Here is a 17,824-nt window from a genome sequence, read left to right as displayed (position 1 = left end):
GTCTTTGCACAACTGCTGAGTAAATACGTTATACTCTGCTATGTTCCGCAGTAGGTGTATACATCGAAGCTAATTTACGCCATTCTTCGATTCCAGCAGCTCGTAATTTATCTGTATGAATCAATAGATTGCCTGTAGGTACAAGATCGCCGATAATTCGACCTTCTTTTTCGCCAGACTCTTGAAATACGAATAAAGGATTCAACACCACTTCACCATCTACCATTCCTCGTACTTCGGAAATTTCTACAATACGACGTGAACGATCACGCAAGCGAGCCAAATGAACAAAAATATCAATCGCTGAACTAATCTGCTTACGTACGACTTGCATCGGTAGATCTGCTCCGCTAAGCACCATCGTTTCTAGACGACTGATCATGTCTACAGCGCTGTTAGCATGACCTGTAGATAATGAACCATCATGCCCTGTATTCATCGCTTGTAGCATATCCAGCGCTTCTGATCCCCTAACCTCACCGACTACAATCCGATTGGGACGCATCCGTAGAGAAGAACGAATCAGATCACGTATTGAAATTTCACCTTTTCCTTCAGTATTGGAATTACGTGTCTCCATAGAGACCAGATTAGGAATCGTTTTGATCTGTAATTCCGCCGAATCTTCAATCGTGATTACACGTTCATCCTCAGGAATGTATTGAGAAAGAGCGTTAAGAAAAGTAGTTTTTCCAGAACCTGTACCACCACTGATAAAGATATTAAACTTACTTTGTACAAGCGTCTGTAGCAAGTTAGACGCAACAGGAGCAATTGCGCCCATACGAACCAGATCACTCATCGTCATCGGTTGCTCTGGAAATTTACGAATCGTCATCGTAGGACCTTTAAGCGCAACAGGTGGAAGTACAATATTGACACGTGATCCATCTTTGAGTCTTGCATCAACAATCGGAGAAGATTCATTGACCACCCGGTTAACACCCGATACAATCGTCTGAATAATATCTTCTAATCGATCTCTAGATTCAAAGACTGTAGCATTACGCATCACTTGTCCATTACGTTCAATAAAAATATCGGTATGGCTATTGATCATAATCTCGGTCACACTTTTATCATCTACAAGCGGTTGTAAAATATCTAATCCACGAAATGAATCAAATACTTGCCGTACTAACCGTCTTTTCTCACCAGCTGTTAAGTTAGGATAACGTTGTTGATCTAATACTTTCTGCTCGATACGTTGCATCAGTTCATCATCATCGATAGTAAATGTTACATCTAGTCCAGATCGTACTTCATCCCGTAATGTTATAAATAAGTCTTCGTTCACATTTCCACCCCATTAGTACTGCGAAGATCATATGTACCGGACTGGCATAATTTCAGAATATCTCGTTGAAAAATAGGAGAGCACCATAACAATTCGCTATTCGTCACTTGCTTCCAAGAAGGAACATATGCCAGTGTACCTTCTAATTGCATATCTTCTACCGGCAATACATTCACAATACTGCCGTTAAATTTGTTCATAATAAACGACGTTTTGGCTCGCAATTCCTGATACAAGCTTGCATAATGATTTTCCCAATAAGACATCCAGATCGCTGTTTTGTTCATACAAGGTAGATCATCTGTTAACAGCCATAACACTCGATCACTTTCTTGTAATGCCACCTGTATCCGGTCATGCCAGCTAGATTCTCCATCAATAACGATATGATCATATTCCCCACTATTTACAAGATAACGAATTAACATTTGCGTTTCTTCTTTTGTCATTCGCAATAATTCATTTAAATTCTCAGGCGGTTCAAACGTATCAGCTTTCATTTCTTCGGCATACACTGCGTATGAAGAAGGAAGATGAGTAGGCATTTCCTTTTTTTCAGCGAATGCTTGCAGATCATACAATAAGCGTGATAGTCCATTACCTTGTTCACGTTGCTGATCCCAATGAAGTAACCATGTGCTACTTGCTGATTCTAGATTCAGATAAAATACATGATGCCCGCTCATACTAAGTTGCTTGACCATATTAATTGCAGTGATCGATTTGCCACTACCTGGAACAGCAGAATGTACCATCGTCACAACAGTACGATTATCACGCCGTATTACATCTGTGCTTGCAGGCTTGGTCATTGCACATAATTGTTCTAGCAAACTTTGTAAAGGCTGATATTTCGCAATCGAAGGACCTTCAAGAGTTTTTTCTCCGTATTCATTTAGACAGACCCACCGATGTTTCTCAATATTTTCACTATCTAACCAGCTTTTAAGAAAAGAATCTTCTGCCGCTACCAACCCTGAATGTTCCCCACTATTCATGTAGGTGCGAAATGTAGCTATATTCGAAAATGCTCTGATTCTTACTTTAGATCCATATTCACTGTCTCTTACATAGCGCAGTAACAATTCAATATACTGGCTATCTTCAACGCCCAGAACAATTTGTACTGGAGCCATAGACGTTCCCCCTCAAAAAATGCAACAAAAAAAGCACCGTTTAAATACCACACAATATATATTGTGCGATGCTTAAACGGTGCTTCCGTTGCATGTGTTATCCAATTAACGATAGAATATCATACATTTTATAGGTCTGCAATACTATTTTACTAAAAAATTCAAAAAAATATTGAATAATATGAATATATAGTCTCACTTTTAGTTAGTATCTCTATGATTTAGTAAAGTATATATACCTATACAGTAGTCTAAATAACTATTTTATAGGTATAATAGATCTTTACCATTTGTATAGTACAAGTTTTTAATATAGAGATATTACATTATAGTTACATCTGTTGCATTTAATTAAGATAAGGTTAAATGGATACAGAGTAATCAACTCAGTCTATGCCAATCAGGAGAGGTGGAAAATTTATGTTTCAACGCCCTATTAACACTAAGCCATGGGCAGCTTTGCTTTTGACAGGAGCAATCTGTATGGCTTCACCTTCATTTATGTATGCAGCGGATACCGTTATGCCATTAACGAATCCTTCGTGGACTTCAACGTCCCTGTTCACCGATAAGATGGATAATGCTATCGCGACTCGTGCAACCGATGTACACGCGCTTCCATCTAAAAATCTGGTGTATGTACATACTCAGCAAGATATCCCTAATACAACCGGTCAGACGAAAAATAACTGGTATCTGGATACAGTCAAAGCTTTCGATATCAAAACGGGGAAACTGAAATGGCAGTACACTCTACATGAATCTGCGGGGCCTTACACATTAAATACAGATATGATCTATTCAAGTTATGGAACAGTTTATGTGTATGCCGCATATTCTGATGGAACATACAAACTTCACTCGATCAATTCAACAGGTAAACTCAACTGGGTCAAAACATTAACAGAAGCAAGCAGTATTACAATGCTCAAAGATAGTTCTTTATTAGTCTCTTCTCAAGGAACTGTAAATACAAAAGGTGTTGTCAAATCGACAATCAGTCGTTACGATTCTATGGGGACATTATTGAACACAAAAAATATTCAAGGTACTGTGCTCAAAGCAGAAGGCGATCGTATTATTGTGACTGCTAGTAACTTGCTCAAAAATCAAAATGGTTGGGAAGCTGTTCCTAATCCGAAGATCGATGTATACGGTCTAGCTTTGACCAAATTATATTCTTATCAGTTCCCTGCTAATATCAATATTTATGGAGATGGCAGTGACTCGATGTTTGTTCTAAAAGACAGCACCGTCTTAATTCGGACGAATATCGATCGTACCAAAAATAAAATGTTTGCATTTAATGCCAAAGGTAAATTGATGTGGGGACGCAATATTCCAGGTGGTTCACTCACCCAATCTACAGGCACTGGATACGTGGTTTATGATAAGCAAATGATGAAATTATATAACACGTCTTCTAGCAAAGTGATCGCTTCTCGTGAATTAGAAGGTGAACCTTCTGCTGATTATACATGGGTACAAAAAACAAATGATGGCAATCTAGCTGTTAATTTGGATGATCGTACGTATATTTTGTATCCAACAAATCTTTCAACTGTGCATGTATTCAAAAATAGTGCTTTAAGTGCACCAAATGATTATGTGAACCATACTATTTATTCAGTAGATGAAGATATGCTTGCCAAAATGGTATTAAAATAATATTCTCTAGCTTTTGACCTTTAAAATAGTATTCAAAAAGCACCTCTATCCGATAAGGACAAAGGTGCTTTTTAATATATATCATTTTGGTATAGAAAGAGATTAATCTATAAATCGTCCACGAATCTCTGGACTAGGTAACATGCATTGATCTGATTTGCCAAACCAACGGTAACGGTTTTGAGCTACATAATTATAAACGGCATCACGGAATGGCTTCGGTACAAGCATTAATGCAAACATCATCGGCCATGGAAAACGTAATTTGCGAGCAATACGCAGTGCTCCTGTAGAACGAGTATAATACTTACCATTTTCGATCAATACAAAAGTATCCATCGTATCGGTGCGGATTCCACCCCGTTTGAGCAATTCTTGTCCTATCTCTGATTGAATCGAAGCAAAATGGAATGTTCCTTTAGGATCACGAGCAATAATGATTTTGGTTAAGCCCTGACAAAAGTGACACACTCCATCTACTAGGACAATAGAATGATCTCCATGAATTAATTGTTGTACTTCTGTTGATGTTTTATCTGTTGGATCACCTGGTTTGGATACTGGTGCTTGACTGGTTGCAGGTACATTAGCAGTTACCATTATAGTATTCCTCCTTATAAATTCATAACAGAATATAGAAAAAAGACGCAAGGGTACAAAACCCCCGCGTCTTCAATTTAATGAAAACTATTTACATATTAAGAAAGTGCTTTATCAATCAATTGACGATCTTGAATCTGTTGATTGATTTCGCCTGCAAATGCATCCATACATTTACAAATAAAATCTTTACGGCATACTGGGCAAGGTGTTGTTAACAAACGATTGATGTTTGTCATTTTCCACTCTGGGAAACGATTGTAAAACACACGGCATTGTGTTCCATCAGCAAGTGTCAAAACAAATTCGTACAAACCATCTTTTTCATTGATACCAGCTTTTTGTAATTCCGTAATATTCGGTCTATATGCCATTAATGATCACCCATTATCCTTTAAATTTCGGTCTAAAACAATAGAAATTCACCTATGTCATCTTAAAGAATTTTGCTTTGCCTGTCAACTCATTTTGATTGCGGGGGAGCAACAATATCGTCAAAAAGGCAATCATAGCAATAGATTCGATCATTTTACTTGTACAAATTTATTTTAAAAATACTCTGTTATCTACACTTACCCTTCTCTATCATTTTTAATCTTTTCATTCTAAGATAATGATCATTTTCAGCCTAAATTGTATAGATAAAATAAAAAAGAACCTGAAAATATTCAGGTTCTTTCATCTATTGTACTTATTTAAAACAAATACAATCGAAATTAGACGATATTCAATTGTACATCAATATTTCCGCGAATTGCTTTGGAGTAAGGACAGAATTCATGTGCTTTTTTAGCAATGTCTGTCGCTTCTTCTTTTGATAATCCAGGAATATTAATATCCATACGTACGGATAATTTGAATCCACCATCTGTATCTTTATCAAGCATAACGTTATTTACAATTGTAGTATCTTTTACATCCACTTTAGCTTGGCGTGCTACGTTTGCTAATGCACTTTGATAACAAGCCCCGTATCCTGCTGCAAATAATTCTTCCGGATTCGTACCTGTACCTCCGCCGCCACCTAATTCTTTAGGCATAACCAAGTCTACATCGAGTCCACCTGTAGTTGATTCCACTTTACCTTGACGTCCACCGTGGACTGTTACTTTTGCTGTATATACTGCCATTTCTTTTCAGCTCCTTGTAATAGGCTATTTTAGACCAACACTATATTTGTAAAGCATTTCTAGCAAAATGAAACGTAAGACACACAATGAACTCTATTTTTTGAAATTAAATTGTATCATGTTATAATAGGTTACCAAACAAAAAAGGTGGTGGAGTATTAGTATGAGTGTCTATGATTACGCTGTTGATAATATTCGTGGAGAAAAAGTACCGTTAGAAAATTACAAAGGAAAACCTATGTTAATCGTCAATACAGCGAGTAAGTGCGGCTTCACTCCTCAATTTGCCGGTCTTCAAGATTTATATGATGAGTTTAAAGATCATGATTTCGAAATTTTAGGATTTCCAAGTAATCAATTTGGTCAACAAGATCCTGGTTCTAACGAAGAAATTTCTGAATTTTGTCAGTTGAATTATGGAGTTACTTTTCCTATGTTTGAAAAGCTAGAAGTCAAAGGTTCTTCTGCACATCCACTTTTTCAATATTTAAGCAAAGAAGCTCCCGGGATACTAGGCTCCAAAGCAATTAAATGGAATTTTACCAAATTCTTAATTGATCGTAATGGCAAACCTGTCAAACGATATTCACCTCAAACGACTCCAGACAAAATACAAGCAGATATCCTTGAATTGTTAAAAAATGATACGGATTCTTCATCGACACCATCATAATTTTTTATAGCATCCTAAAATTTCATACAAAAAAGCCTTCTAAACCTAGAGACATATAAATATCTCTTACTGTTTAAAAGGCTTTTTGTGTTGAGGAATATGTAACTTTGTATTCGATAAAGCTTATAATGCGGTCGAGAGGACTCGAACCTCCACGGGTATACACCCACTACCCCCTCAAGGTAGCGTGTCTGCCATTCCACCACGACCGCGTACATATCATGTTCTTATAGCGAACCTCCATATTATACTATCCTGAACGTCACTTGTAAACCTTCTTATACTTCCCATACTTAATAAGCAATAAAGTGAACACTGTCTACTACGCTTTGTTAACTATAGTACAAATTACTTCATATAAAAAGCCCGTCATTGAACGACGGACTTTGGAATACATTATATTATTGATCTTGCTTTTTATTTTTGCGATACACTGTGAATTCAATATATTCTTTGATAAAACCTTTTTCCTGTTCTGACAGTATTTCATCTTGGCAATTCAATTGCCCCATTAGTTCAAAAAAATAAGGATCAGTCTGCTCTTTAATTAATTCAGGAAGACGTTCTTGCCCTGTAAGCAACCAATCCAGACTTGTGTTAAAGTAAGCGGCAATTTCTATAAGCTTATGTGTACCGGGTGTCGATTTGCCTCTTTTCCAATCACCAAAATTACCTGTACTGATTTTCAATTGTTCACAAAATGATTTTTTAGTAATCCCTTTATTCTTAATCAATATTTCGATTCGATCATAGATAGATTGCATATTGTACCTCCACTCCCGACGTTATTATCTTTAGATACTCAATTAAGTTATTTTTATTGATTAACAACTTAAAAAAGTATATACTTACTTTAGCGACATTTTTTTACTACTTTCCCTAAATAATTATATCATAGGTTGTTCAATAATGAATTTGAAGCTCTTTATTTACAACCTAAGCATACATCATTTTATGTTAAATTAAGGGGTGATTTCTATTGAATCGTAAGCAGCCCGTTACCCCCTTCGGTTGGGCAATCAAGCAACGTCTAGCAGAATTACAGATGGATCAGAAGACATTTTGCACGCGTTACGGGATTCCTCCTTCCCGCTTATCCAATCTTATTAACGGGACACGCAAAGCAACCAGATATCGTAAACAAGTCGCTGACCTGCTTGATATTCATGATTACTGTAACCACTGATATGCGTACATAGGTCACCTATAGCTCTTGCACTATACAGCAGATCAAGATTGATTCGCATCATATTTATGTATTCAAAGCTCTACTACGGATATGACGAATAGAAATGAATCACTCGTTATATTCTACCAAAAATAAGCACTCTATTCTATCCTATATTTATAACATTAGAAAAAAAGTCCATGCTATAACAGCTAGGACTTTTTTTACTTTATATGCGGTCGAGAGGACTCGAACCTCCACGGGTATACACCCACTACCCCCTCAAGGTAGCGTGTCTGCCATTCCACCACGACCGCTCAATAATATAACTGAGGACTATTGTTTACAAAAATGGTGAGCCATGAAGGGCTCGAACCTTCGACACCCTGATTAAAAGTCAGGTGCTCTACCGACTGAGCTAATGGCTCTCAATGTAGATAAATGGTGACCCGTAGGGGACTCGAACCCCTGTTACCTCCGTGAAAGGGAGGTGTCTTAACCACTTGACCAACGGGCCATGCTTTTAACAACAGACATGAGTATAACAAGAATCGATATAGATAGCAAGCATTTCATAGTGAAATTATTTTACTTATCATTTACAGAAATGTACTTGTTAAATGACTTAATATTACTTATAATTACTTATATATACTTAATAAAAAGGAGTATTCTTATGTATCAAGAGGAACGAATGCTTCATATTTTGGATTATCTGAAGAATCATCAACGGATTAATATTGAAGATATTTGCCGATTGTTCGATGTATCCAGAGATACCGCTCGGCGTGATCTTGTACGTATGGAAGAGCAAAATTCGATTATTCGTACACGTGGTGGTGCACTGCTTCCTTCTTCTGAAATGATTATCCCCAGTTACCAAGATCGACTAAATACGGTTTCTTCTGAAAAGAAAAGTATCGGTAAAGTCGCTGCTTCACTGATTAGTGATCGTGATCGGGTTATTCTTGATTCTTCGACGACTGTACAAGCTTGTGCTGAATTTCTAGATGCTACGGGTTGTACCATTATTACTAATTCTATTAATCAAGCAGATATTTTATCTGAAAAAGAAGATATTACGATTCATCTCTTAGGCGGACAACTACATACTCAGCATCGTTATGTGTATGGTTCAGCAGCGATTGAACGACTTTCGCATTATTTTGTTCAGCGTGCTTTTATTGGTATTGGTGGAATTTCGGCTAAAGGGCTTACTTCGGTGTCTGATGAAGAAGGCATGATTAAACATAAAATGATGCAACAAGCAGATATCGTTATTGTTTTAGCAGATCAATCCAAATTCGGCAGAGAACTGTTTTATAAATTTGCAGATTTGTCTGAAATTGATCTTATTATTACAGATCGTGCTCCTACACCAGAAATGGCGGAGTTATTAAAAAAATATGAAATTGAAGTGCATATTGCCAATCAAGCTATTTTAAAGGAGATAAGTCTATGACTGTTAAATTAATTGCTATCGATTTGGATGGAACGTTATTAAGCGCCCATACTCATGTAAGTGAAACAAATATTCAAGCGATTCGTACTGCGCAACAAGAAGGGATTTTAGTTACTATTGCTACAGGGCGCGAACATGGTAACGTACGTGAAATCCTGCAAGCATCCGGTCTTCAAACTCCTGTTATTTCTTCAAATGGTTCTGTTATTCATGATGAACAAAAAAAACAACTATTTGCTTTGCCATTGGATCGTCAAGCAGCTAATGAAGTATTGCAATGGTTAGAAAGCAATGAATACTATTATCAGGTGCATAGCGACCGCGGCATTTATACAGTAAACAATAGTCATCAATTATTAGCGATGGAAGTAGATCGCCTGCTGAGTACCGATCCTGATCCAAGCTTGCTCAAGATGCTAGAAGCGATGCAGTTCCACCATGAAAATGCAGGATTTTTACGAATCTCTTCCTTTACTGAAATTCCAGATCAAGCGGATTTGTATAACGTTATGGCATTGTCTTTAGATTCAGAGAAGTTACAAATAGGACGAGACAAATTCTCCAATCGCGATGATATGACGATGGTGATCTCAGGTAGTCATAATTTTGAAATGGAACATAAACAAGCTTCTAAAGGATTTGCTTTGCAACGTCTTGCTGAACATTTCAATATTGCGATCGAAGATACAATGGCTATCGGTGATAACTACAATGATGTATCAATGCTCCAAATCGCAGGTAAAGGTGTAGCGATGGGCAACGCCGATCTAGAAGTCCAATCCTATGCTGATGAAGTTACCAAAAATAATGAAGAAGATGGCGTAGCTCATGCGATTTATAAAGCAATGGGTATGACAATCCCTTCTGTTTAACAGGCTACCTTTTCAATTTTATCTTGTCCTTATTTATTGCTTTATATAAAAAAAGATTCTGATATCAGTCAGAATCTTTTTTTATATTTTACTTCTACACGTTGACTATACAAATATAAAAAAGGACCAGCAATTGCTGATCCTTTTGTTGTATGTACCTATGATCTTACTTATTCTACTCATTCTTATATGGCGGAGAGAGAGGGATTCGAACCCTCGCACCGCTAACGCAGTCTAACCCCTTAGCAGAGGGTCCCCTTATAGCCACTTGGGTATCTCTCCATATGGCTCCCCGAACAGGACTCGAACCTGTGACAACTCGATTAACAGTCGAGTGCTCTACCAACTGAGCTATCAGGGAATATCTACAAAGAATAATATAGGTAGTACAAGAAATAATTTACCATGATTCCTGAGGCAAGTCAAGCTGTTCCAAAGTTAATTTACCGCTGCATTTGCCACAACGATATTTGTCTGGATTCATTTTTCGTTTGCGTAAATATTGAGTCTGGCATGCAGTACATAATAGTTTGTAACGGTACAATTCTTTGCGTTTTTGTTGTTCTATCGCAGGTGGAGCCTGACAATATCGGCTTCCTCCTACACGTTTGAGCCAGTATTTGAATTCTGCATCACGGTGCCGATAACCCATTCCATGAATATGTAAATGATAATGACACAATTCGTGTTTGATAATCCGTTCTACTTCTTCTATACCAAATGCTTCTAGTTGATGCGGATTGATCTCTATATGATGACTTCGCAAAAAGTAACGTCCACCTGTCGTACGTAATCTAGCATTGAATACAGCACGATGACGAAAAGGCCATTCGAAATGCTCCAGCGACAGTTGTTCCACCCACGTTTGTAATTCTTCGTTAGTCATGGACAATATGGCTCTCCTTTGTATCTGTTTTCCTGTATTTTAATCTCTTCTCTTGAATTTTAACTTTATTGTAAGCTACACTTCAAGTATAAATTATATAACCTATTCGATATCTAAAGGAGAATCTAATGATGACTGCTACAAACATGCGTTATGTGCTATTGCAACAAGATTCACAGCTTTTTTATATAGAAATGCCTGCTGATTATGCTTACCAATTAAGTGCCCTTAACCTTAGATTACATAAAGAAATCAGTAAATTAACAGCCGCAAACATTCCTTCTCTGCCTCGTGCTATTGCAGAATGTAATGATTTAGAACTGTTAGATGAGCATGCTTCGATTACAGGCGGACTGGATTATATCAATGAATTAGAACGTTCTTTTGCAGTGCTCAAAGAAAATCATTATCCTTTAATCTCCTTATTGACCGAAATTAGAGCTTTGCAAGCGCAATTAGAACAATGGTATGAAGAATACGAAGAGACTCAAGTATAATACTTCTTTTCAATTAATTATTTTTCTATCATAAAATTCTATTTCTCAAACATCCGATATCCAGCACATACACATTCACCCCTAGCTTATATCTGGCTACAGCAAAAAGCGTACATCTCTCGAACGACTATTCGAAGAGTGTACGCTTTTTAGATTACCTTTGGAGTTATTTATCTTTTACGATTTGTACCATATAATCTCGTATACATAACAAGAATGCCTTAGAAAAAGCTATTCTAATTGCTTTACGCTTGAGCAGCTTCATCCGCAGAGGATTTGCGCATCGTTAAGCCGACACGACCTTTTTTGTGGTCTATATTCAATACCCACACTGTTACATTATCTCCAACAGACACGACATCCATCGGATGTTTTACAAAGCTGTTGCTCAATTGTGAGATATGCACCAATCCATCATTTTTGATACCGATATCGACAAATGCACCAAAATCAATAACGTTACGAACGGTACCTTGTAATTCCATACCTGGTGATAAATCTTCTATTTTCAAAACATCTGTACGGAAAATAGGCAAAGGCAATTCATCACGTGGATCACGTCCTGGACGTTGTAAGCTATCCAAAATATCGCGTAATGTAGGCACACCGATATCCAATGTTTCTGAAGCTTGTTCTACATCTACATTTGATAACGCTGTTACTGCTTCAGGTGTACCTAATTGTTCCGGTGTAATCTTCAGTGATTTAAGCAATTTGGTTGTCGCTGCATAAGACTCTGGATGAATCGATGTATAATCGAGCGGATTTTCTCCACCATTGATTCGTAAAAATCCTACACATTGTTGCAAAGATTTCGCACCAAGACGAGGTACTTTTTGCAATTGTTTACGACTTGTAAATTTACCGTTTTCTTCGCGGTATTTTACAATGTTTTTGGCAATCGTCGCATTAACGCCTGCTACATACGATAACAGCGATGGAGAAGCTGTATTCACATCTACTCCAACATGGTTAACTGCGGACTCTACAACGGCTTTTAGACTGCTCTCCAGATGTTTCTGAGACACATCATGCTGGTATTGTCCTACACCGATCGCTTTTGGATCGATTTTGACCAATTCAGCTAGAGGATCTTGAACACGACGAGCGATCGAAGCAGCACTACGTTGAGCTACATCGAGATCTGGGAATTCTTCTTGTGCTAATTTGGAAGCGGAGTATACACTTGCTCCTGCTTCACTAACGATCAAATAAGACAATTCTTGATCTGTAATTTCTTGAATGAGTTCTGCTACGAACTGTTCGGATTCGCGCGAAGCGGTTCCGTTACCGATAACGATCAATTCAATATCATACTGCTTGATCATACGACGGAAGATTTCAGCCGCTTCACGCTTTTTGTTATGCGGTGGAGTTGGATAGGTCACTTCCACTTCAAGCAGTTTACCTGTACCATCTACAGCCGCTAATTTACATCCTGTACGATAAGCCGGATCGACACCAAGCACACGTTTTTCTTTGATCGGTGCTTGTAGCAATAGATTCCGAAGATTGCCTGCAAAAATAGAAATTGCTTGTTGATCGCCTTTTTCTGTTAGCTCTGCGCGCACTTCCCGTTCAATTGATGGTGCAATGAGACGTTTGTATGCATCTTCAATCACTGTAAGCAAAAGATCACGCACTGCCGAGGAACCTTTAACCAGTTGCTTTTCCATATAACGATGGATCGACTCTGGTTGTACTTCAAGCTGTACTTTCAAAATATTCTCACGCTCTCCGCGGTTGATCGCTAAAATACGGTGAGGCGGCATTTTTTTGGCTAATTCACGATAGTTGTAATACATTTCGTATACAGACTCTTCTGTTGGTGCTTTGGCTTCTGTGACCAACATCCCTTGATCCAACGTATATCTTCTAATCCATGCACGTAGATTCGCATCATCGGATATCGTCTCAGCAATAATATCCATAGCACCTTGTAGTGCTTGATTACTGTCTTCTACACCTTTATCTACATCAATATAGCGCTCTGCTTCAACTAATGGCGCAGGGCTTGCATGTTGTTCCATAATCCAGTTAGCAAGGGGTTCTAATCCTTTTTCTTTGGCTACACTGGCACGTGTTTTACGTTTCTGGCGATATGGACGGTACAAATCTTCTACAACCTGCAATTTAGCTGCATTTTGTATCGCTGTTGCTAATTCTTCTGTTAATTTATCTTGTTCACTGATGATACGTAGCACTTCATCTTTACGTTCTTGCAGATTACGCAAATATTGATGGCGTTCTTCGATATCTCGTAATTCATTTTCATCCAATTCGCCTGTCATTTCTTTACGATAACGGGCAATAAACGGAATAGTATTACCTTCTGCAAGTAAATCGATCGTTGTACGAATCTGTTTTAAAGAAATCTGTAATTCGCTTGCGATTTGTTTAATAATTTGTTCACGAACCTGCTGTTCGGTGACTTTGGCTTCTGCTTCTGTAATTACTTTTTGTTCAGACAAATCCTATCCCTCTTTCTCTTCTCCCTACAATGGAGATTCCTCGCATAATACCTTTATTATCTCAGACAATGCTTTTGATTTCCACCTGATTGCATAACTTCTCTCTTAGAGATGCTCCAGAGACACTATCTTGTTCTCTATATCCATACAAAAAAACCCGGTGTAATTCACCGGGTCGGAATTGTGGTCAGGCTTAAAATTCAACTAAGCCCAAACTGATCTGGAGCGCATCATGTACACGACGCATTGTTTCTTCATCCAGATGTGTGATTTTGTCAGTCAGACGCTGTTTATCAATAGTTCGAATCTGTTCCAGCAAAATGACGGAATCTCTATCAAACCCATGAGATTTCGCGTCAATCTCCACATGTGTTGGCAATTTGGCTTTTTGAATCTGTGCCGTAATTGCCGCCACAATAACCGTTGGACTGAAACGGTTGCCGATATCATTCTGGATAACCAGAACCGGCCTCACGCCGCCCTGTTCGGAGCCGACGACGGGCGATAAATCTGCAAAAAATACATCGCCACGTTTTACGATCAATGTCTACACCCCGCTAACTAAACGGTCCAGAGTGATGTCCGCCTCTTCCTCCGCATGAAAAGCTTCGCAAGCAATTCTCAGATTAATTTTGGCCATTTCCATATATCCACGCTGCATCGCTTCACGGATATACCGCTTTTTGCGTTCAGTGAGATAAATTTTTGTGGCTTTTCTGATTAGTTCACTGCGATCGGAATCTTCTAAAGCTGCGATACCATCCACTTCTTGCAGAAGTTGATCCGGCAAACGGATCATAATGCTCTGCGCATTTTGCATGTTGTCCAACTGTCAAGCACCCCCAAAACCTTTTCCAGCTCTACCCCTATAGCGGCTGTATTGGCATCTTTCGTGCACGAATCTAACTTCCTGGTCTTTGCGACACATACGACATATGAGGCAAGTTTGCTGCCATCATTATAAACCAGATCATAGGTGTGCGTACAGACCTTTCTTGATACTTATGTAAGATTCGCCGTAAATAGTTGGTTTCCTTCTGAATTTACAAATTTAATTTGTAAAATGTGTAAGGGGATTCCAAAGGGTGACAATGGCATTATTCCGGTAATAAGCACGCGGAACTCTAGCGGCAATCATACAAACGACTTCGTAGTGAATCGTACCTAGCTTAGATGCAAGCTCATCAGCAGTAATCACAGCATCTTGCTGTCTGCCAATTAAGACAACCTCTTCGCCGATTTGGATTTCTTCTGCTTCTTCAGCAAAAGATTTAAGTGATACCATGCATTGGTCCATACAAATCGTTCCTACTACAGGGACACGACGACCACGAATCAATACTTCCGCTACTCCCGTTAACATTCGAGAATAACCATCAGCATAGCCAATAGGAAGTGTTGCAATATATTCATCACTTTCGGTAACATACTTACCGCCATAACTTACTTTGGAATGATCAGGAAGTTGTTTGACATATGTTACTTCTGTTTTGAGCGTCAATACTGGAGTTAATTCTATCGCCTGTTCGTTCACTTCAGCTGAAGGATACAGCCCATACAATGCAATACCTATCCGAACCATCTGAGGTGATAGTTCAGGAGTATCAATAGCGGTAGCACTGTTCCCCGTATGTATGATAGGGATAGAGTAACCCAGTTCACGTAATTGCATGTTCACCTGTTGAAAACGTTCATATTGTTCCAATGTATAACTTTTGTCTAACTCATCAGCTTTGGCAAAATGGGTAAACATTCCTTCGATCTCAAGTTGTGGCACCTGGAAAGCTCTTGTAATAAAATCAACTGCCACATTTGTTAAAAGACCAATTCTACCCATTCCACTGTCGATCTTGATATGAGCTTTAAGCTTGCGTTCGGAAGAATCAAGCACAAGTTCAGCTATCGCTTCAAGTACATCCTCCGTGAATACATTAAGAGTAATATCATATTCATAAGCAGCAGATATACCTGCCGGTCCGGTATAGCCCAGAACAAGAATAGGCATACGTATACCTTGCTGACGCAGCTCAATCGCTTCATCCAAAAATGCCACACTCAAATAATCCGTACCTAATCGTTCCAATTCTCGTGAAATTTCAACTGCTCCATGTCCGTATGCATTACCTTTGACACAGCATAACAATTGAGTTTGTGGAGATAATGCTCCACGAAAAGCTTCGTAGTTGGCACGTAATGCATCCAAGTTAATGTCTGCTCTTGTTGCTCGATACTGTTGCACTTGCAGTCACCTTCTAATCCGTTTTTGCCTATAAAGGGCAATAAATATATGTTAATGCGGAAGTAAGATAACTGTCAATTACACTTGGATACATTAACAAGGCAAATATTAAAAAAGACGATGTTCCGTAGTGCAATGATGCCTTGCGGTTTCGTCTTATATCGTAGTATTTACCCGCTTCATGGTCGATAGAAGCGGGATTTTGAGGATTTTGCAAATTTACATTTAAAATTAGAACATTTACTTTTCTATTCATACACAACTGTGTTTCCACAGTATTCACAATCCTTCGTTTCATGCGGTGCAATCGTATAAATCGCTCCACAACCGGAACAATCTACCTTTTTAGGTTGAAGATTAGGAGTGGGTGAAGGATTCATTTGCTGATTACGTTGCTGTTGTTGCCATGACGTATAAGGTGCTGTTTTAGGATCTAATGGATTAAAAATTTTGTAATCGGTTGTTGTCGTACTGTTGCCATTCATATTACTGGTTGTCGTTGTGGTAGATGAATATGATGTTGTCGTATTACTATGATGATTAGGATTCGGCTGACGATGTGGAATATGTTGCATATCTTCGCGATCAATTGTATGAATAGAACCTGATGAATGATTTTGGTGCTGCTGTTGACGCTCATTATGAATTTCATTTTGGCGAGCATACCAATCTTTTTGTGCTTGAATTTTTCGATTATGCAGTTTGATTTGTTTGACACCAAAATAAACAAGTAAAAAACCTGGTAAAAATGTAAATAAGGATACTATAATCCAACTTCCCCAAAGACTACCCATAGGAATAGAAGCTCCTGATGGATCTGGAATAAAAATCCCAATAGACATTATTCCCCATACTAATAAAAAAGGAATACCAATTATAATCATAATGATACCTAGTGCCATATAATAAACCCCTTTATATGTTTCTCTTTTCTTATTCTTCAAATTACTCTCTTACTATTTATGTGTATCAAGACTTTACAGTAATAAGCTTACGATTACGTTGTTGCAGTACAGTTTGAACTGAATCAAATAATGCTTTTACATTCTGTACTTGCTGAGTAGCTTTGTGTTCGTCTTGCATTTGGCTTTGCATCATTTGTTCTTGTAAACGTCTGACTTCATGCATTAACTGCTCTTCTTCTTGCCAAATATCAGGATGAGTCACAGGATCACTAAAGCGTACATTTTCTTCAAGATTAGTGAGTAATTGTTTGAGTTCGCTGCGATAAGGTTCTTGCCAACCTTTTAATTGCAGATTCGATTCGCTAAGTATAGAACGAATTTCTTGAATACCGAGCATTTGCAATCGTTCTTCTTTATCAATACCACGTTCTGTCTGCATAAACCAGATCAATAACCCACCAATTACAAAAACAGCACCAAACGTAATCAATTGAATCCAGATATACAAGCTAGCCGGTACAGCAATCACTAACCAGAGCACCACAGCATACAGAATCGTTAAAGCTTGATACAAAACAGCTACAACAGCCAATCCCATAAAAGCAGGAACTGTCTTTTTAAATTGTTCAGCTCGTAATGCACCCCAACCTGCTAAAGACCATACACATGTTTCTGCCAACACAATCGTAGCTAAAGACACCCAGAAGCGAACGTCTAATATATGAAAAGAAGCTAACAGAAAAAAGCCAATCACTGTAATCGTCAAAATAACACCGTATAGTAATGTGATGATTTTGATTCCTAAGCGGTTATCAGTCAT

19 protein-coding genes and 6 tRNA genes are annotated in these 17,824 nt (G+C 38.2%); 6 read left to right on the top strand and 19 right to left on the bottom strand.

Annotated elements, in window-relative coordinates:
- Positions 1-28: 28 nt before the first annotated feature.
- Both PQ456_RS05985 and PQ456_RS05980 read right to left on the bottom strand, forming a co-directional pair.
- Positions 29-1,297: a TadA family conjugal transfer-associated ATPase gene (locus PQ456_RS05985; protein WP_273615311.1), complete on the bottom strand. Its 1,269-nt coding sequence runs from the start codon at positions 1,295-1,297 to the stop codon at positions 29-31.
- On the bottom strand, positions 1,294-2,433 hold the full coding sequence (locus tag PQ456_RS05980) for a P-loop NTPase family protein (protein ID WP_273615310.1): 1,140 nt from the start codon (positions 2,431-2,433) through the stop codon (positions 1,294-1,296). Before PQ456_RS05980 ends, PQ456_RS05985 begins: the two co-directional genes overlap by 4 nt.
- Positions 2,434-2,853: 420 nt before the next feature.
- Between PQ456_RS05980 and PQ456_RS05975 the strand changes: the two genes are divergently transcribed.
- On the top strand, positions 2,854-4,101 hold the full coding sequence (locus PQ456_RS05975) for an outer membrane protein assembly factor BamB family protein (protein WP_273615309.1): 1,248 nt from the start codon (positions 2,854-2,856) through the stop codon (positions 4,099-4,101).
- A 102-nt stretch (positions 4,102-4,203) separates the two neighbouring features.
- Here PQ456_RS05975 and PQ456_RS05970 read toward each other — a convergent pair whose 3' ends face one another.
- The 3 genes from PQ456_RS05970 to PQ456_RS05960 form a co-directional block, all read right to left on the bottom strand.
- The gene (locus PQ456_RS05970; RefSeq protein WP_273615308.1) at positions 4,204-4,701 is read right to left on the bottom strand and encodes a thiol-disulfide oxidoreductase DCC family protein; all 498 of its coding nucleotides are present in this window, start codon (positions 4,699-4,701) and stop codon (positions 4,204-4,206) included.
- Between the two features lie 98 nt (positions 4,702-4,799).
- The gene (locus PQ456_RS05965; RefSeq protein WP_273615307.1) at positions 4,800-5,075 is read right to left on the bottom strand and encodes a hypothetical protein; all 276 of its coding nucleotides are present in this window, start codon (positions 5,073-5,075) and stop codon (positions 4,800-4,802) included.
- 342 nt (positions 5,076-5,417) lie between these two features.
- Positions 5,418-5,831 (bottom strand): organic hydroperoxide resistance protein, encoded by a 414-nt coding sequence (locus PQ456_RS05960; protein WP_069327155.1) that lies wholly within the window; start codon positions 5,829-5,831, stop codon positions 5,418-5,420.
- Positions 5,832-5,994: 163 nt separating this feature from the next.
- On the opposite strand from PQ456_RS05960, the gene PQ456_RS05955 reads away from it, so the two are divergent.
- Positions 5,995-6,504 (top strand): glutathione peroxidase, encoded by a 510-nt coding sequence (locus tag PQ456_RS05955; protein WP_273615306.1) that lies wholly within the window; start codon positions 5,995-5,997, stop codon positions 6,502-6,504.
- Positions 6,505-6,633: 129 nt separating this feature from the next.
- Here PQ456_RS05955 and PQ456_RS05950 read toward each other — a convergent pair.
- Together PQ456_RS05950 and PQ456_RS05945 are read right to left on the bottom strand one after the other, a co-directional pair.
- Positions 6,634-6,716, bottom strand: a tRNA-Leu gene (locus PQ456_RS05950).
- Between the two features lie 189 nt (positions 6,717-6,905).
- Positions 6,906-7,268: a helix-turn-helix domain-containing protein gene (locus PQ456_RS05945; protein ID WP_204825209.1), complete on the bottom strand. Its 363-nt coding sequence runs from the start codon at positions 7,266-7,268 to the stop codon at positions 6,906-6,908.
- 215 nt (positions 7,269-7,483) lie between these two features.
- On the opposite strand from PQ456_RS05945, the gene PQ456_RS05940 reads away from it, so the two are divergent.
- Positions 7,484-7,690 carry a helix-turn-helix domain-containing protein gene (locus PQ456_RS05940; RefSeq protein ID WP_273615305.1) on the top strand — a complete coding sequence of 69 codons (207 nt, stop codon included), beginning with the start codon at positions 7,484-7,486 and terminating at the stop codon, positions 7,688-7,690.
- Between the two features lie 216 nt (positions 7,691-7,906).
- On the opposite strand, the gene PQ456_RS05935 is transcribed toward PQ456_RS05940, so the two are convergent.
- The 3 genes from PQ456_RS05935 to PQ456_RS05925 all read right to left on the bottom strand — a co-directional run bounded on the left by PQ456_RS05935 (position 7,907) and on the right by PQ456_RS05925 (position 8,189).
- Positions 7,907-7,989: transfer RNA gene (locus tag PQ456_RS05935), tRNA-Leu, on the bottom strand.
- Positions 7,990-8,024: 35 nt separating this feature from the next.
- Positions 8,025-8,100, bottom strand: a tRNA-Lys gene (locus tag PQ456_RS05930).
- Positions 8,101-8,114: 14 nt separating this feature from the next.
- Positions 8,115-8,189, bottom strand: a tRNA-Glu gene (locus tag PQ456_RS05925).
- Between the two features lie 159 nt (positions 8,190-8,348).
- On the opposite strand from PQ456_RS05925, the gene PQ456_RS05920 reads away from it, so the two are divergent.
- Positions 8,349-9,134 (top strand): DeoR/GlpR family DNA-binding transcription regulator, encoded by a 786-nt coding sequence (locus PQ456_RS05920; RefSeq protein WP_273615304.1) that lies wholly within the window; start codon positions 8,349-8,351, stop codon positions 9,132-9,134.
- Positions 9,131-10,006, top strand: coding sequence for a Cof-type HAD-IIB family hydrolase (locus PQ456_RS05915; RefSeq protein WP_273615303.1), 876 nt, complete (start codon positions 9,131-9,133; stop codon positions 10,004-10,006). The genes PQ456_RS05920 and PQ456_RS05915 overlap by 4 nt, the downstream gene beginning before the upstream one ends.
- A gap of 190 nt (positions 10,007-10,196) precedes the next feature.
- Here the strand turns inward: PQ456_RS05915 and PQ456_RS05910 are convergent.
- The 3 genes from PQ456_RS05910 to PQ456_RS05900 form a co-directional block, all read right to left on the bottom strand.
- Positions 10,197-10,288 (bottom strand) — tRNA-Ser (locus PQ456_RS05910).
- Between the two features lie 3 nt (positions 10,289-10,291).
- Positions 10,292-10,367, bottom strand: a tRNA-Asn gene (locus PQ456_RS05905).
- A 39-nt stretch (positions 10,368-10,406) separates the two neighbouring features.
- Positions 10,407-10,892, bottom strand: a complete 486-nt coding sequence (locus tag PQ456_RS05900; RefSeq protein ID WP_273593461.1) for a SprT family protein — start codon at positions 10,890-10,892, stop codon at positions 10,407-10,409.
- 131 nt (positions 10,893-11,023) lie between these two features.
- Here PQ456_RS05900 and PQ456_RS05895 point away from each other — a divergent pair, with 131 nt between their 5' ends.
- Positions 11,024-11,389: a hydrolase/acyltransferase gene (locus PQ456_RS05895; protein ID WP_273615302.1), complete on the top strand. Its 366-nt coding sequence runs from the start codon at positions 11,024-11,026 to the stop codon at positions 11,387-11,389.
- 245 nt (positions 11,390-11,634) lie between these two features.
- Here the strand turns inward: PQ456_RS05895 and PQ456_RS05890 are convergent, their stop codons facing one another.
- The 6 genes from PQ456_RS05890 to PQ456_RS05865 form a co-directional block, all read right to left on the bottom strand.
- Positions 11,635-13,860, bottom strand: coding sequence for a Tex family protein (locus PQ456_RS05890; RefSeq protein ID WP_273615301.1), 2,226 nt, complete (start codon positions 13,858-13,860; stop codon positions 11,635-11,637).
- A 193-nt stretch (positions 13,861-14,053) separates the two neighbouring features.
- The gene (locus PQ456_RS05885) at positions 14,054-14,404 is read right to left on the bottom strand and encodes a type II toxin-antitoxin system PemK/MazF family toxin (protein WP_069326106.1); all 351 of its coding nucleotides are present in this window, start codon (positions 14,402-14,404) and stop codon (positions 14,054-14,056) included.
- A 3-nt stretch (positions 14,405-14,407) separates the two neighbouring features.
- Positions 14,408-14,689 (bottom strand): CopG family ribbon-helix-helix protein, encoded by a 282-nt coding sequence (locus PQ456_RS05880; protein WP_069326107.1) that lies wholly within the window; start codon positions 14,687-14,689, stop codon positions 14,408-14,410.
- 222 nt (positions 14,690-14,911) lie between these two features.
- Positions 14,912-16,099: an alanine racemase gene (gene alr, locus PQ456_RS05875; RefSeq protein WP_373461907.1), complete on the bottom strand. Its 1,188-nt coding sequence runs from the start codon at positions 16,097-16,099 to the stop codon at positions 14,912-14,914.
- A gap of 248 nt (positions 16,100-16,347) precedes the next feature.
- The gene (locus tag PQ456_RS05870) at positions 16,348-17,001 is read right to left on the bottom strand and encodes a hypothetical protein (protein ID WP_273615300.1); all 654 of its coding nucleotides are present in this window, start codon (positions 16,999-17,001) and stop codon (positions 16,348-16,350) included.
- Positions 17,002-17,068: 67 nt separating this feature from the next.
- Complete coding sequence (locus PQ456_RS05865; protein WP_273615299.1) at positions 17,069-17,824, bottom strand: hypothetical protein; 756 nt, start codon at positions 17,822-17,824, stop codon at positions 17,069-17,071.

It is taken from the genome of Paenibacillus kyungheensis (assembly GCF_028606985.1).
Lineage (GTDB): Bacteria > Bacillota > Bacilli > Paenibacillales > Paenibacillaceae > Saccharibacillus > Saccharibacillus kyungheensis.
Note: the sequence above shows the minus strand (reverse complement) of the source record. Positions and strands in the feature narration are given on the sequence as shown.